Here is a 14,066-nt window from a genome sequence, read left to right on the forward strand (position 1 = left end):
TGATGCGAACCTTTGCCCTTGCCCTCTGCTGTCTCCTCGCGGTCGCGTGCGGCGGCGACTTCTCCAACGACGACCTGGAGTTCCAGAACGCCCTGCCCCAGCGCGAGGACCTGGCCGCGAAGCTGCCGGACACCGCCCGCTCCGGCCAGGGCCTGGGCCCGCGCACCCAGCGGCTGGGCGCGTCGCTGGTGCTGGGCGGCACGTCGGAGCTCGCCCTCCAGGCCTACCGAGCGGGCACGCAGTTCAACACCAGCGTGGATGGCCTGCTCGCCCTGCTGGAGCTGTTCCGCGACGCCCCGCCCACCACGCGAGAAACCGACCGGCGCATCTGGGGCCCCTTCCCCTCGGACGACCACCCGGGCCACGAGCTGCGCTTCGTGATGGAGCGCCAGGAGGACTCCTTCACCTACCTCCTCCAGTTCCGTCCCCGGGGCGGCGGCGAGGCCGCGTGGTGGACCTATTTGCCCGGCGCCTTCCAGGCGGACGGCGGCATCCGCAAGGGCACCGGCACGCTCGCGCTGGACCTCGAGGCGGCCCGCGCGCACGGCTTCGACACGGGGGACGCGCGCAACCTGGACCGGCTGGACATCGACTACCAGACGAAGGCGCTGCCCACGCGCGTGGAGCTGCTCTTCACCGGTGCGGGCGCCACGACGCCCAACACCCGCTATGCGTCGCGTCAGACGCCCGAGGGCCTGGGGGAGATGGCGTTCCGGCTGCCGGGCACGGACCTGATTCCCGGCGGGCTTTTGGAGACGCTGGACATCGTGGCGCGCTGGACGCCGGATGGCCGGGGCGTGCTGGTGCTCAACATCCTGGACGGAGACGCGAAGGGCGCGCAGTACACGGAGTGCTGGGACGCCCGGACGCGCATCACCTTCATGCAGCGCAACTGGGACTTCATCACCCCCACCGAGGGCAACCGCGCCACCTGTCCGGACGTGTCCGCGCTGGACCCGAAGCCCTGAAGAGGCCGCCCGGGCTCCGCCTGAGCTTGGGGCCGGACAGCAGCCGGGCGGACAGTCCCTGGCCATTGGAAGGTGACGCGCGGGGTGGATTCTCTATGCTGGCGGCTGTTTCCCGCGCCCCCATGCCCAACTCCTCGCTTCTCACCGTCTTGAAGAGCCGGCGCGTCTGGCTCCTGATGGCCGTCGGCTTCGCGTCCGGCCTCCCCCTGTGGCTGACCGGCGTCACGCTGTCCGCGTGGATGAAGAACGAGGGGGTCAATCTCAAGACGATTGGCATCTTCAGCCTGGTGGCGCTGCCCTACACCTTCAAGGTGCTGTGGGCGCCGCTGATGGACCGCTACACTCTGCCCTTCCTGGGCCGGCGGCGCGGCTGGATGCTGCTCACGCAGGTGCTGCTCATGGGCGCCATCGCCGCCATGGGCCTGGTGAACCCGAAGGACACCCCGCTGGCCATGGCGTGCATGGCGGTGGTGGTGACGTTCCTGTCCGCCAGCCAGGACATCGTCGCGGACGCGTGGCGAACGGACATCCTCACCCTGGAGGAGCGCGGGCTGGGCAACTCGCTGTACGTCACCGGCTACCGGCTGGGCATGCTCGTGGCGGGCGGGCTCGCGTTCATCCTGTCGGACCACCTGGGCTGGTCGCGGACGTACTACGTCATGGGCGTGCTCATGGGCGTGGGCGTGGTGGCGACCCTGCTGGCCCCGGAGCCCCAGAGCGTAAGGCCTCCGCGCAACCTGGCGGATGCGGTGGTGCGGCCCTTCGTGGACTACTTCCGCCGCGAGTACGCGCTGGGAGTGCTCGCGTTCCTGGTGCTCTACAAGCTGGGGGACGCCATCGCCGCCAGCATGGTGACGCCCTTCTACATCGAGCTGGGCTTCTCCAACACGGAGATTGGCGCGCTCAGCAAGACGCTGGGCATGGTGGCCACCATCGGCGGCGGCCTGCTGGGCGGCGTGCTGATGGTGAAGCTCAGCATGCGCCGCGCGCTCTTCATCTTCGGCGCCGCGCAGGGCCTCACCAACCTGGCCTTCATGGCCCTGGCGCTGGTGGGCAAGAACGACCTGATGCTCGCGGGCACCATCGCCGTGGACAACGTGTGCACGGGCCTGGGCGTCACGGCGTTCGCGGCCTTCATCATGTCGCTGTGCCACAAGAGCTTCAGCGCCACGCAGTACGCGCTGCTGTCCGCGCTGGGCACCATCGCCAACCGGCTCATCGGCTCCGTGTCCGGATACCTGGCCACGTGGATGGGCTGGCCCACCTTCTTCGCCTTCACCGCCGCGGCGGCCATCCCCGCGCTGGTGCTGCTGACGTTCCTGCCGGAGAACGCCGCCCAGCCGAAGCAGGACGAGCCCCCCGCGCCCGAATCCGTCCCGCCCGCGTCGTCCTCCTCGGCCTCCGTCGCCGTGGCGCGCTGACGGCTTCCGGACACGCGCTCCCGTCCCGGCAGCCCGCGCCCCGCCCGCTACTGGACGGAGCGCGTCAGGACGGGTGAGGCGCGCGACAGGGACTGTGACTTCGGCTCCCCTCTTGAGAGCGCGCGCGGCTAGGGTTGGCCCCGACATGGCACACCCTTCCGCTGGCAAGCCCCTCTCGCGCGACCTGCTGATCAACCCCGACAAGCTGCGCGCGCAGTACTACGACGACACGCCCGACGCGTCCGTGGCCGAGCAGCGCGTGGCCTTCGGCACCTCCGGTCACCGGGGGAGCGCCGCGCGCCGCGGCTTCAACGAGGCGCACATCCTCGCGGTGGCGCAGGCCCTGTGCGAGTACCGCAAGCAGCAGGGCTATGACGGCCCGCTCTTCCTGGGCATGGACACGCACGCCCTCTCCGAGCCCGCCCAGCGCACCACGCTGGAGGTGCTGGCCGCGCACGGCGTGGAGGTCCGCTACACGGACGGCGCCACGCCCACGCCGGTCATCTCCCACGCCATCCTCACGTACAACCGGGGCCGCACGCGCGGGCTCGCGGACGGCATCGTCATCACCCCGTCCCACAACCCGCCGGAGGACGGCGGCATCAAGTACAACCCGCCCAACGGCGGCCCCGCCGACACGAACGTCACGTCGCTGGTGGAGAAGCGCGCCAACGAGCTGATGGCCGCGGGCAACACGGGCGTGCAGCGCGTCCCCTACGAGAAGGCGCGCGCGAGCGCCACGGTGAAGGTCTATGACTTCATCACCCCGTACGTGGCGGACCTGGCGAACGTGGTGGACCTGGACGTCATCCGGGGCGCGAAGCTGAAGCTGGGCGCGGATCCGCTGGGCGGCTCCAACCTGGACTACTGGGCGCCGATTGCCCGGAAGTACGGGCTGGACCTCACGGTGGTGAACCCCACCGTGGACCCCACCTTCGGCTTCATGCCCGCGGACCATGACGGGAAGATCCGCATGGACTGCTCGTCGCCGTACGCGATGGCGAACCTGGTGAAGCTCAAGGACCAGTACGCGCTCGCGTTCGGCAACGACACGGACTCCGACCGCCACGGCATCGTCACCCGCAGCATGGGGCTGATGAACCCGAACCACTACCTCGCGGTCGCCATCCACTACCTCTTCCGCAACCGCCCGGGCTGGAAGGCGGACGCGGCGGTGGGCAAGACGCTGGTGAGCAGCAGCCTCATCGACCGCGTGGGCAAGGACCTGGGCCGCCGCGTGGTGGAGGTGCCGGTGGGCTTCAAGTGGTTCGTGGACGGGCTGCTGGACGGCTCCCTGGGCTTCGGCGGCGAGGAGAGCGCGGGCGCGTCCTTCCTGCGCAAGGACGGCACCGTGTGGACCACGGACAAGGACGGCATCATCCTGGACCTGCTCGCGGCGGAAGTCCTGGCGCGCACCGGCAAGGACCCCGGCGAGCACTATCAAGAACTGACGAAGAAGTTCGGCGCGCCGCTGTACACGCGCATCGACCAGCCGGCCACGTCCGCCCAGAAGGCCGCGCTGAAGAAGCTGTCGCCGGAGGCGGTGAAGGCCACGTCGCTGGCCGGCGAGCCCATCCTCCAGCGCCTCACGCGCGCGCCGGGCAACAACGCGGACCTGGGCGGCCTCAAGGTGACGACGGAGAACGGCTGGTTCGCCGCGCGTCCGTCCGGCACGGAGGACGTGTACAAAATCTACGCGGAGAGCTTCCGCGACCAGGCGCACCTGGACGCCATCGTCCAGGAGGCCCGCGCCATCGTCGGAGAGGCGTTCGCCGGAAAGTAGGCGTGGACTCGGGAGCCTCGCGCGGGCTTCGATGCCGCGCGAGGAGCCCCACCGTCCATGGACGTCAAAACCATCCTGCAGTACGTGCTCGCGCTGTTCATGGTCGCCGCGGGAGTGAACCACTTCCTCAAGCCCCGCATGTACATGCGCATCATGCCGCCGTACCTGCCGTGGCCCCGGGAGCTGGTGCTCTTGAGCGGCGTGGCGGAGGTGCTGCTGGGCATCTTCCTGCTGGTGCCCGCCACCACGCGGCTCGCGGCCTGGGGCCTGGTCGCGCTCTTCGTCGCGGTGTTCCCCGCGAACCTCCACATGGCCCGCCACCCGGAGCAGTTCCGGAAGATTCCCCGGGCCCTGCTCTGGGCGCGGCTGCCGCTCCAGGTCGTGCTCATCGCCTGGGCGCTCTGGTACGCCTGAGGCGCTTCAGCGCCAGAGCGGCGCGTGGTCCTCGATGTACTGGCGCACCGTGCGCGTGGGACGGCCCAAGAGATTGGTGAGCGTAGGGTCCACCTGCTCCGCCTTCCCGAAGCGAAGCCCCACGTGCATCAGCGTCTGCATGCCCAACTGGCCCCAGGACAGCCGGCGCTGGTGCAGGTGGCGCACGTAGCCGGGCACCGACGCGGGCACGTAGCGGATGGGCCGGCCCAGCACCTCCGACAGCACGGACGCGACCTCCTCGAACGTCACCGCCTCCAGGCCGGTGAGCGTGAAGGCGCGGTTGCGCAGCGACGTGTCCAAGAGCGCCCGCGCCGCCACCTCCCCCACGTCGCGCACGTCCACGAAGGCCACCTTGCCGTGGCCCGCGGGCATGTAGAGCCGGCCGTCCTGGCGGATGTCCTCGCGGTACGCGTCCCCCAGGTTCTGCGCGAAGAACGCCGGGCGCAGCAGCGTCCACCCGACGTTGGAGCGCATCAGGTGCGCCTCCACCGCGTGGTGCGGCGCCCACGCGCGCGTCTGTGCCCCCGCCATGGACAGGAACACCACCTGCTTCACGCCCTGCGTGGCGGCGGCGTCGATGAACGCGTTGAGCGTCCCTTCCGCGTGGGCGATGGCCGGCGGATGCATCAGGAACACGCCCCGCACGCCCTCCAGCGCGGGGAGGAACGTCTCCGGCCGCAGGAAGTCCAGCGGCATGGGCATCACGTCCCCGTCCATCTCCTTGAGCAGCGACACCGTGTGCTCCGGCGACTTCACCGCCGCGCGCACCGCCACCCCTTCGGATAAGAGCGCGCGCACCACCGCGCGCCCCACGTTGCCCGTGGGCCCCGTGACGAGCACCGGCCCACTCACCACGGCCACCCCTCCGCCACCCGCCGGACACGGCCGGCGCCAGACGACGCTCCTGCGCTCATGAGCAACCTCCTCCCGCGAACCCGCCACCCCGGAAACCGGCCGGCGACGGGGCGATTTGGACCCACCCTGGCGTTCCATTCCCTACTCGAAAAACGCACCCCTTCTGATCCGTTGAGGCCTTTGGTCTCGAATTCCGGAAGTTGAGAATGGAGCGTACGTCAGCCAACACCTCGCGTGTGGGCGGGTCGGCTGCCGAGCACTCTTCCGGCCCGCCATCCTTCCTTGACTGATCCAGACCCGCTCTTTAGGTTGAGAGGCTTCCACCGGCTCGGTCAGAGCCAAGAAGGATGTTCCATGGCCCGCGTTACCGTTGAAGACTGCCTTCCCTACGTGGACAACCGGTTCGCGCTGGTGCTCCTGGGCGCCAAGCGCGCGCGCCAGCTGATGGCCGGCGCCCGGCCCATCATCGAGACCTCGAAGAACAAGCCGCCCGTGCTCGCCCTGCGCGAGGTCGCCACCCAGCGCGTGAAGTTCGACCGCGATGTGCGCGAGGCGCTGTCCGGCAAGTACGTGGGCGAGGAAGCCAAGAAGTAGCCTTCCCGCGCTACCCCGGCTCCTTCCCCTCCGCGGGGGGAGGAGCTCCGGGCGCCAGGCCCTGGGCGCGCATCCACCGCAGCGCCCGGCCGGCGACGGCCTTCTCACCCTTGTAGCCCAGCGCCGGAATCAGCCCCTCGAGCGGCATCCAGCGCACCTCGTCCACCTCCACGCGCGGCCCCGGCAGCGGCCCCAGCTCCCCCGCCTCGTAGCGGAAGAGGAAGAAGTGGACGCGCTTGAAGATGCGCTGCCCCCGGAACTGGTAGACGTAGCGGATCTCCCCCAGGGGCGCGAGCAGCGCCACGCCGGAGAGCCCCGTCTCCTCCTTCACCTCGCGCCGCGCGGTCTGCTCCGGCGTCTCGCCAGGGTCCACGTGGCCCTTGGGCAGCGCCCACAGGTGGCGCCCGTGCGGACGGATGACGGCGACCTCCCAGGCCCCGTCCTGGAAGCGGATGACGATGCCTCCTGAGGACGCCTCGCGCGGCATGCCCCCACCCTACCCGATGCAGGCGGCGGCCGGGACCCCTCAACCGCCGTGCGCGAAGTGGCGCAGCTTGGCCTCCGCCCCCAACCGGTAGGCATAACGCAGGTCGCCGAGGAGCCGGTCCAACCGCCGGCTCAGGACGTGCCCCATGAGCCGCGCGCAGAAGCGCCGGGACAGCCGGTTCGCCTCCTCGTAGCGCCAGCGCTCCTCCACGGACAGCAGCGGCTGGTACGCCACGCGGTCGAAGAGGCGCCCCAAAAGCTCCCGCGCCCACCCGGCCACGCCCTCGCCCCAGCGGTGCATGAGGCACACGACGAACTTGTCCACCTCCGCCTGGGCCTCCAGCTCCAAGAGCGACACCGTGCGCTCGTAGTGCGCCGTGTGCGCGACGTAGAGGAAGTGGCTGACGCCTTCGGTCACCTGGCAGTAGCCGTCCAGGTCGCCCTCCAGCACGGAAGCCAGCGGGCTGCCCGCGTAGCGCTCCATCCGCTCACGCAAGCCGGGGTCCAGGTAGAGCGCCACCTCCAGGCCGCCCCGGGCCTCCAGGACGAGCAGCTCCTCCTGCGCGCGCCCGGTGCCGCCCAGCAGCGCGGCGACCTGTGCGTCCACCACCACGAAGGCCTCCGCGCGGGCCTCGCACTGGAAGCCGTAGATGGCCTCCAGGTGGGCCTGGAGGCGCCCCACGAGCGGGAAGTCCCCGGCGTCAGTTGGCAAGCGGCCCCTTGCGCGGAATCCAACCCGCGTCCACCAGCACCCGCTCCAGCTTGTCGTTGCCCGTGCGCACCCAGGACTCGTAGACGCGCAGCGCGCCCGCGGGCCCCGCGCTCACCAGGCCGCGCGCGCTGATCTCCTCCAGCACCTCCACGAGCGAACGGAACTTGTCGCACAGCTCGCGGTACACGCCGGTGAAGCCGCCCGCGGGCACCAGCTCCGCCACCTGGCCGTACGCGGCTCCGCCCATCTGGATGTAGTAGTCCGGGCCCACCATCCCCTGCTGCAGCGCGCCGGAGAAGAAGCCGACCTTGTAGAGCGACACGTCGCCCAGCCGCCGCAGCGTGCGGATGCGCTCCTCACGCTCCTGCTGCAGCGAGCGGTGGTACAGCTCCGCCAGCGGCTCGTGGTCCCGCCGGCCCTCCGCGTCACGGCTGAACAGCTTGTCCGTGGCCGCGAACTCCGCCAGCAGGTTCACCAGGTAGAACTCGGTGGACTCGCCCAGCGCCACCCGCTGCCGGGCCGAGACCTCCAAGAGGAGCTCCCGGAAGAACTCCTTCAGCGAGGAAGAGGACGTCACCAGTCCGCTCATCGAGCACACCTCCCGGATGAAGCCTGGAAGGCCCCCGGGCCAGCGCCCGAAGCTTCCAGGACACGCTTCCCGGAAGAGTAGCCATGTCGCACGGCGTCGGCAAAACCGACCCAAGTCTTATCAAGCACTTACGCTGGCACTCGCCCGGGGCGAGTGCCAACGTCCGGACACCCCGCACGGCCTGGCGGGCAGGTGCGACAGGTGGGAATGTTTTTCGGAAAAGCCCAATCAGGACGGGGCTTTAGCGGCATCCAGACAGATGTCCCGACGTCGCTTGACGAGGTGAAGTCCCTGGTTATTATCCGCCGCGCCTGGGCGTTAGCACTCAGTGGGTGCGAGTGCCAACGCCGGGGCCCACAGGACCTTTTCAATCACCCCTGCGGCATCCCGGTCCGGACCTTCCGTCCGCCTCCGGCCGCCGCGATTCACAGGAGCAAGCCATGAAGATTCGTCCCCTGCAGGATCGGCTCATCATCAAGCGCGTCGCCGAGGAGAACAAGACCAAGGGCGGCCTCTTCATCCCCGACACGGCGAAGGAGAAGCCGCTCGAGGGCAAGGTGATCGCCGTCGGTAACGGCAAGGTGCTGGAGGACGGCAAGGTGCGCGCCATGGACATCAAGGCCGGCGACACCATCCTCTTCAGCAAGTACGCGGGCACGGAGATCAAGCTGGACGGCGAGGATCACCTGATCCTCCGCGAAGAGGACGTGCTGGGCATCATCGAGAAGTGAAGCCCGCCGTTCGTCTTTCCACTCCCAACTTCTAGAGGATTCAGACCATGGCGAAGGACATCATTTTCGAAGTGCGCGCGCGTGACGCCATCCTGCGCGGCGTGAACATCCTGGCCGACGCGGTCAAGGTGACCCTGGGGCCCAAGGGCCGCAACGTCGTCATCGAGAAGAGCTTCGGCTCCCCCACCATCACGAAGGACGGCGTGACGGTGGCGAAGGAAATCGAACTGGAGAACAAGTTCGAGAACATGGGCGCCCAGATGGTCAAGGAGGTCGCCTCCAAGACCTCCGACGTCGCGGGTGACGGCACCACGACGGCCACCGTGCTGGCGCAGGCCATCTTCCGCGAGGGCGCGAAGCTGGTCGCCGCGGGCCACAACCCGATGGACATCAAGCGCGGCATCGACAAGGCCGTCGCCGCCATCACCGCCGAGCTGAAGACGCTGGCGAAGCCGACCAAGGGCAACAAGGAGATCGCCCAGGTCGGCACCATCTCCGCGAACGGTGACACCACCATCGGCCAGATCATCGCGGACGCGATGGAGAAGGTCGGCAAGGAGGGCGTCATCACGGTGGAAGAGGCCAAGGGCCTGGACACCACCCTGGACGTCGTCGAGGGCATGCAGTTCGACCGCGGCTACCTGTCCCCGTACTTCGTGACGGATCCGGAGCGCATGGAGGTCGTGCTGAACGACGCCCTCATCCTCATCCACGAGAAGAAGATCTCGTCGATGAAGGACCTGCTCCCCATCCTGGAGCAGGTGGCGCGCGCCGGTAAGCCCCTGCTGATCATCGCCGAGGAGGTCGAGGGCGAGGCCCTGGCCACCCTGGTGGTGAACAAGATCCGCGGCGTGCTGAACGTGGCGGCGGTGAAGGCGCCGGGCTTCGGCGACCGCCGCAAGGCCATGCTGGAGGACATCGCGGTCCTCACCGGCGGCCGGATGATCGCCGAGGACCTGGGCATCAAGCTGGACACGCTGACGCTCCAGGACCTGGGCCGCGCGAAGCGCGTCACCATCGACAAGGACAACACCACGGTCGTCGACGGCGCGGGCAGCCAGTCGGAGATCGAGGCGCGCGTGAAGCAGATCCGCGCCCAGGTGGAGGAGACCTCCAGCGACTACGACCGTGAGAAGCTCCAGGAGCGCCTCGCGAAGCTCGTGGGCGGCGTGGCCGTCATCAACGTGGGCGCCGCGACCGAGACGGAGATGAAGGAGAAGAAGGCCCGCGTGGAGGACGCGCTCAACGCGACCCGCGCGGCCGTGGAAGAGGGCGTCGTCCCCGGCGGCGGCGTGGCCTACATCCGCTGCCTCAAGGCCCTGGAGACCCTGAAGGTCGCCGACGGTGAGAAGTCCGGCGTCGACATCATCCGCCGCTCCGTCGAGGAGCCGCTGCGTCAGATCGTCGGCAACGGCGGCCTGGAGGGCAGCGTGGTGGTGAACAAGGTCAAGGAGGGCACGGGCGCCTTCGGCTTCAACGCCGCCACGGGCACCTACGAGGACCTGCTGGCCGCGGGCGTCATCGACCCGGCCAAGGTGAGCCGCACCGCGCTGCAGAACGCGGCGTCGGTCGCCTCGCTGATGCTCACCACGGAGGCCATGGTCGCCGAGCGCCCGAAGGCGGACGACGACAAGGGCGCCGCCGGCGGTGGCATGGGCGGCATGGGTGGCATGGGCGGTATGGGCGGCATGGGCATGTAGTCGCCCCACCCGTCCCCCAGCAGTCCCGGGGATGGACCTGACGGCCTCCGGCGCCCACCTGGGTTCCGGGGGCCGTCGTGTTTCAAGGGGCCAGGCACGCGCGAAGGCCGTGGCCACCCGCGCAACGGCCCCTTAGGTTTGGCATCAAGAGAGCCAGGAGGAATTCCATGAAGCCCGTGAAGATCTACACGACGACCTACTGTGGCTTTTGCGTGCGCGCGAAGGACCTGCTCAAGCGCAAGGGCGTGGCCTACGAAGAGGTGGACGTCACCGGGGACGACGACGCCCGCGCGAAGCTGGTGGAGATGAGCAACGGTCAGCGCACCGTGCCGCAGATCTTCATCGGCGATACGCACGTGGGCGGCTACTCCGACATGGCGGCGCTGGACCGCGAGGGCAAGCTGGACCCCATGCTCCAGGCTTGAGCAGCCAGGCGGCCGGGCCCCGTGCCCGGACGCCACCCGCGTTGCCCGTGCCTACCTTCTTCCTCAAGGCATTCACCCCCTTTCACGGGAGGAACACCATGGCGGGCGGACAGGAAGTCACGGGGACCCGGGATGAACACCACGACCTCATCAGCACGCTGTACCACCTGCTCAAGGGCGCGTCGGTGAGCGCGCAGTACCTGCGCGACGCGGAGGCCGCGGGCGACCAGGAGCTGGCGCAGCTCTTCCGCGACTGGCAGGACGAGCAGCGCAACCTGGCCGAGCGCGCCAAGAACCTGCTGGGCGCGCGCATGATGAACGCGCAGGCCGGCACGGGCCGTGCGGCCCCGGAGTCCAGGGGCACGAAGCGCGGCAAGGCGAACGCGGAGGTCCCCACGCGCGAGGTGAAGGGCCCCACCAACGCGAGCGTGCGCTCCGGCGGCAGCCCCGGCGACGACGAGGTGGACGAGCAGTCCAAGGAGTCGTTCCCCGCGAGCGACGCACCCGCGAAGTACTGAGGCGGGGGAAGTCCGGAAGGCAGGCCCGACGTCCCCGGTTGGGGCGGCCGGGCCCCTTCTGTCTTCATCTTCAACGGACGTTTCCGCGTCTACTTGTTCCGCTTGCCCCGTGTGTGCAGTCCCCCCTAAAGAGGCGGGATTGAGGGCGACGAGGGGTGTTTTTGCCCCCCACGCCCCGTTGCGACCAGGGGTCCGTGACCATGATTGACAGACCGGATGTCACCGAAACCGTCCACGCGGAGCGCGAGGCCCAGGCCACCCGCGTCCCCCTTCACGAGTGGACGGTGGAGGTGGTGGGCGGTCCGGACAAGGGCAAGAAGGTCACCACCCAGGACTCGCTGGTGCGCGTGGGCTCCGACGCCGCGGGCGACCTGGTGCTGAGCGACCCGACGGTGAGCCGCCGTCACCTGGAGGTGGAGCGGCTGCCGCAGGGCCTGCTGCTGCGCGACACCGGCAGCCGCAACGGCACGTTCCTCGACGGGCGGCGCATCCTGCAGGCCTTCGTCTCCAGCGGCGACAAGGTGGAGCTGGGCAAGACGAAGCTGGCCGTGAAGGTGGCCGCGCGCGCGACGGAGGTGGAGGTCGCCGGCGCGGAGTCCTTCGGGCAGCTCGTGGGCAGCTCGGAGAAGATGCGCTGGGTCTTCACGGAGCTGCGCCGCATCGCGCGGGAGGACATGAACCTGCTCGTCGAGGGTGAGACGGGCACGGGCAAGGAACTGGCCGCGCGAGCGGTGCACCAGCACTCGCTGCGCCGCCACGGCGCCTTCAAGGTCGTGGACTGCAACCTCATCTCCGAGGAGAAGGCGGAGCGCGAGCTGTTCGGCGGCCTGCGCGCCGGGGAGAACGAGGACAAGGGCGCGCGCGGCATCTTCGAGGCGGCGCGCGGCGGCACGCTCTTCCTGGACGAGGTGGGCGAATTGCCCCTGTCCGTGCAGGGCAAGCTCTTGCGCGTGCTGGAGACGCGCGAGGTGCCGTCGCTGGACGGGCAGCCGGTGGCGGTGGACGTGCGCGTCATCGCCTCCACGCACCGCAACCTGGAGGAGGACGTGCGCCAGGGCCGCTTCCGCGCGGACCTCTACTTCCGGCTCGCGGTGGCGCGCGTGAAGCTGCCGCCCCTGCGCACCCGCCGCGACGACATCCCCACGCTGTCGCAGGCCCTGTCGCGCGGCATGAAGGCCGCGCTGGAATTGACGCCGCAGACGCTGGCCCTCTTCGAGGGCTACGACTGGCCGGGCAACGTGCGCGAGTTGCGCAACGTGCTGGAGCGCGGCGCGCTGATGCAGGAGACGGGCAACACCAGCTGGCTGGACTTCCTGGCGCACGCGCCCAAGCGCACGGAAGGCACGGAGCCCGCCACCAACGTGGCCGCCATCGTCACCGGCATGCCGTACCACGAAGCGAAGGACCGCGTGCTCGCGGACTTCGAGCGGCTGTACTTCGCCGAGGTGATGCGCGAGGTGGCCTTCGACATGAAGGCCGCGGAGCAGCGCACCGGCCTGTCCATGCAGAGCCTCTACCGCCTGTTGAAGAAGAACGGGCTCCGCCTCAAGGACCTCAAGAACGCCGAGGGCCTGGAGAAGTGAGCGCCCGAGCGCAGTCCCCCTCACCCCAACCGGGAGAAAGCCTCACCATGCTGAAGCGTCTCGCCGTCGCCTCCGTCATCCTCACCGCCGCCTGTGCGGGCCAGCAGAAGACCGAAGCCACCGAAGGTCAGAAGCAGATGACCAAGGAAGAGCGGCTGCGCATCACCAACCAGCCCCCGTTCGACCTGGCGACCTGCTTCCCGCGCGAGCAGACCCTGCCCTCCCCCGCCAACGAGGGCGTCCTCGTGGGCGCGCTCCTGAGCGTCCGCCCGGACGTGCTGGAGTGCCTGGTGGATCCGGCCCACCGCGGCCCGGCCGCCAGCACCAAGGTGATGGTGAAGTCCACCGTCAACGCGCAGGGCGCCACGCACGCCGTCTCCGGTGAGAACCTCACCCCGGCCGGCACCGCCTGCATCCAGCAGGTGCTGGACACGCACGTGAAGCCCGCGGCGCTGGCGGCGGACGCGAAGCCGGTGGAGGCCTCGTACGAGTACGACCACGCCAGCGCGAACAACCCCTCCGTCACCATGGGCATCAACGAGGGCTCGGACTTCTCCGGCACGGTGCGCCTGGCGGAGAAGAGCTGGTGCGACTGCTTCGCCGGCTTCAAGGAGTCCACGCCGCCGGTGCTGACGTCCGACATCCACATCGTGAAGGGCCAGCCCAACCCGACGGAGGTCGTCTTCAAGCCCTCCGGCAGCACGGAAGGCGATCAGCTGGCGTCCTGCCTCCAGGCGAAGGTCGCCGCCATGCCGGCGACGACGTCCGGCGAGCTGAAGTTCCCGTTCCGCTTCGTGTTCTTCAACTCGCAGGCCCCGGTGGAGGCCTCCGCGAGCATGCCGCCGGAGCTGCGCTTCTTCCAGCTGGAGCTGGCGCGCACCCAGACGGCCGCCGCGTCCGCCATCGCCTTCGGCGCGCGCACCAACGCGGCGGACACGTATGACGCCGTCGTGCAGAAGTACACCAAGACGAAGGACTACAAGCTCTTCGACGAGCTGTCCTCCAAGTGCCAGGCGCTGGTGGACTCGGCCACCAAGTGGGTGGACGCGCTCAAGGCGCAGGAGACGGTGGACCAGACGACCCTGACGCTGGTGCAGCAGCTCAAGACCCAGAAGGAAGACTGGGCCCCGGTGGAGACCGCCAGCCAGGAGGCCCTGGCCAACACCCAGAAGGACCTCACCGCCGCCCAGCAGCGTCTGGCCGCGGACCAGGGCGCCTGCCCGAAGAAGAGCTACTCGCCGACGAAGAAGAAGTAGTCCTTCGCTC

General features: G+C 69.6%; 15 protein-coding genes. 11 read left to right on the forward strand and 4 right to left on the reverse strand.

Translation table 11 applies throughout. The features are described from left to right. Window positions 1–2 precede the first annotated feature (2 nt). From JYJ93_RS30160 to JYJ93_RS30175, 4 genes are all read left to right on the forward strand, one after another. Complete coding sequence (locus JYJ93_RS30160) at window positions 3–968, forward strand: hypothetical protein (RefSeq protein WP_206798026.1); 966 nt, start codon at window positions 3–5, stop codon at window positions 966–968. Window positions 969–1,090: 122 nt separating this feature from the next. Then, window positions 1,091–2,389 (forward strand): AmpG family muropeptide MFS transporter, encoded by a 1,299-nt coding sequence (locus JYJ93_RS30165; protein WP_206798027.1) that lies wholly within the window; start codon window positions 1,091–1,093, stop codon window positions 2,387–2,389. A 145-nt stretch (window positions 2,390–2,534) separates the two neighbouring features. Then, complete coding sequence (gene pgm, locus JYJ93_RS30170; RefSeq protein ID WP_206798028.1) at window positions 2,535–4,172, forward strand: phosphoglucomutase (alpha-D-glucose-1,6-bisphosphate-dependent); 1,638 nt, start codon at window positions 2,535–2,537, stop codon at window positions 4,170–4,172. A 57-nt stretch (window positions 4,173–4,229) separates the two neighbouring features. Then, window positions 4,230–4,586 carry a DoxX family protein gene (locus tag JYJ93_RS30175; protein ID WP_206798029.1) on the forward strand — a complete coding sequence of 119 codons (357 nt, stop codon included), beginning with the start codon at window positions 4,230–4,232 and terminating at the stop codon, window positions 4,584–4,586. Window positions 4,587–4,592: 6 nt separating this feature from the next. Here JYJ93_RS30175 and JYJ93_RS30180 read toward each other — a convergent pair whose 3' ends face one another. After that, entirely contained in the window at window positions 4,593–5,468 is an 876-nt protein-coding gene (locus JYJ93_RS30180; protein ID WP_206798030.1) for an SDR family oxidoreductase, read from the reverse strand. 348 nt (window positions 5,469–5,816) lie between these two features. On the opposite strand from JYJ93_RS30180, the gene rpoZ reads away from it, so the two are divergent. Continuing rightward, window positions 5,817–6,056, forward strand: a complete 240-nt coding sequence (rpoZ, locus tag JYJ93_RS30185) for a DNA-directed RNA polymerase subunit omega (RefSeq protein ID WP_014395366.1) — start codon at window positions 5,817–5,819, stop codon at window positions 6,054–6,056. Window positions 6,057–6,066: 10 nt separating this feature from the next. Here the strand turns inward: rpoZ and JYJ93_RS30190 are convergent, their stop codons facing one another. From JYJ93_RS30190 to JYJ93_RS30200, 3 genes are read right to left on the reverse strand one after another with little or no spacing between them, the layout of a single operon-like run. Then, entirely contained in the window at window positions 6,067–6,543 is a 477-nt protein-coding gene (locus JYJ93_RS30190) for an NUDIX hydrolase (protein ID WP_206798031.1), read from the reverse strand. A gap of 39 nt (window positions 6,544–6,582) precedes the next feature. Continuing rightward, window positions 6,583–7,254, reverse strand: a complete 672-nt coding sequence (locus JYJ93_RS30195; RefSeq protein ID WP_206798032.1) for a hypothetical protein — start codon at window positions 7,252–7,254, stop codon at window positions 6,583–6,585. Beyond that, a complete protein-coding gene (locus JYJ93_RS30200; protein ID WP_120621900.1) occupies window positions 7,244–7,843 on the reverse strand; it encodes a hypothetical protein in 600 nt (199 codons plus the stop codon). The genes JYJ93_RS30195 and JYJ93_RS30200 overlap by 11 nt, the downstream gene beginning before the upstream one ends. 440 nt (window positions 7,844–8,283) lie before the next feature. On the opposite strand from JYJ93_RS30200, the gene groES reads away from it, so the two are divergent. The 6 genes from groES (at window position 8,284) to JYJ93_RS30230 (ending at window position 14,056) form a co-directional block, all read left to right on the forward strand. After that, a complete protein-coding gene (gene groES, locus JYJ93_RS30205) occupies window positions 8,284–8,574 on the forward strand; it encodes a co-chaperone GroES (RefSeq protein ID WP_014395362.1) in 291 nt (96 codons plus the stop codon). A 47-nt stretch (window positions 8,575–8,621) separates the two neighbouring features. Further along, the gene (groL, locus tag JYJ93_RS30210; protein ID WP_120591818.1) at window positions 8,622–10,274 is read left to right on the forward strand and encodes a chaperonin GroEL; all 1,653 of its coding nucleotides are present in this window, start codon (window positions 8,622–8,624) and stop codon (window positions 10,272–10,274) included. Between the two features lie 167 nt (window positions 10,275–10,441). Beyond that, window positions 10,442–10,699 carry a glutaredoxin 3 gene (gene grxC / locus JYJ93_RS30215; protein WP_206798033.1) on the forward strand — a complete coding sequence of 86 codons (258 nt, stop codon included), beginning with the start codon at window positions 10,442–10,444 and terminating at the stop codon, window positions 10,697–10,699. Window positions 10,700–10,797: 98 nt separating this feature from the next. Further along, entirely contained in the window at window positions 10,798–11,217 is a 420-nt protein-coding gene (locus tag JYJ93_RS30220) for a hypothetical protein (protein WP_206798034.1), read from the forward strand. A 200-nt stretch (window positions 11,218–11,417) separates the two neighbouring features. Continuing rightward, a complete protein-coding gene (locus tag JYJ93_RS30225) occupies window positions 11,418–12,800 on the forward strand; it encodes a sigma 54-interacting transcriptional regulator (protein ID WP_206798035.1) in 1,383 nt (460 codons plus the stop codon). A 47-nt stretch (window positions 12,801–12,847) separates the two neighbouring features. Then, window positions 12,848–14,056 (forward strand): hypothetical protein, encoded by a 1,209-nt coding sequence (locus JYJ93_RS30230; RefSeq protein ID WP_206798036.1) that lies wholly within the window; start codon window positions 12,848–12,850, stop codon window positions 14,054–14,056. The last annotated feature ends 10 nt before the right edge of the window (window positions 14,057–14,066 follow it).

This window comes from Corallococcus sp. NCSPR001, from assembly GCF_017309135.1.
In the GTDB taxonomy this organism is placed as follows: Bacteria; Myxococcota; Myxococcia; order Myxococcales; family Myxococcaceae; genus Corallococcus.

Bases quoted from the DNA above. Each gene is read 5' to 3' on its own strand.
- JYJ93_RS30160 (WP_206798026.1), top strand. From the start codon at position 3: ATGCGAACCTTTGCCCTTGCCCTCTGCTGTCTCCTCGCGGTCGCGTGC.
- JYJ93_RS30165 (WP_206798027.1), top strand. From the start codon at position 1,091: ATGCCCAACTCCTCGCTTCTCACCGTCTTGAAGAGCCGGCGCGTCTGG.
- pgm (WP_206798028.1), top strand. From the start codon at position 2,535: ATGGCACACCCTTCCGCTGGCAAGCCCCTCTCGCGCGACCTGCTGATC.
- JYJ93_RS30175 (WP_206798029.1), top strand. From the start codon at position 4,230: ATGGACGTCAAAACCATCCTGCAGTACGTGCTCGCGCTGTTCATGGTC.
- rpoZ (WP_014395366.1), top strand. From the start codon at position 5,817: ATGGCCCGCGTTACCGTTGAAGACTGCCTTCCCTACGTGGACAACCGG.
- JYJ93_RS30190 (WP_206798031.1), bottom strand. From the start codon at position 6,543: ATGCCGCGCGAGGCGTCCTCAGGAGGCATCGTCATCCGCTTCCAGGAC.
- JYJ93_RS30200 (WP_120621900.1), bottom strand. From the start codon at position 7,843: ATGAGCGGACTGGTGACGTCCTCTTCCTCGCTGAAGGAGTTCTTCCGG.
- groES (WP_014395362.1), top strand. From the start codon at position 8,284: ATGAAGATTCGTCCCCTGCAGGATCGGCTCATCATCAAGCGCGTCGCC.
- groL (WP_120591818.1), top strand. From the start codon at position 8,622: ATGGCGAAGGACATCATTTTCGAAGTGCGCGCGCGTGACGCCATCCTG.
- grxC (WP_206798033.1), top strand. From the start codon at position 10,442: ATGAAGCCCGTGAAGATCTACACGACGACCTACTGTGGCTTTTGCGTG.
- JYJ93_RS30220 (WP_206798034.1), top strand. From the start codon at position 10,798: ATGGCGGGCGGACAGGAAGTCACGGGGACCCGGGATGAACACCACGAC.
- JYJ93_RS30225 (WP_206798035.1), top strand. From the start codon at position 11,418: ATGATTGACAGACCGGATGTCACCGAAACCGTCCACGCGGAGCGCGAG.
- JYJ93_RS30230 (WP_206798036.1), top strand. From the start codon at position 12,848: ATGCTGAAGCGTCTCGCCGTCGCCTCCGTCATCCTCACCGCCGCCTGT.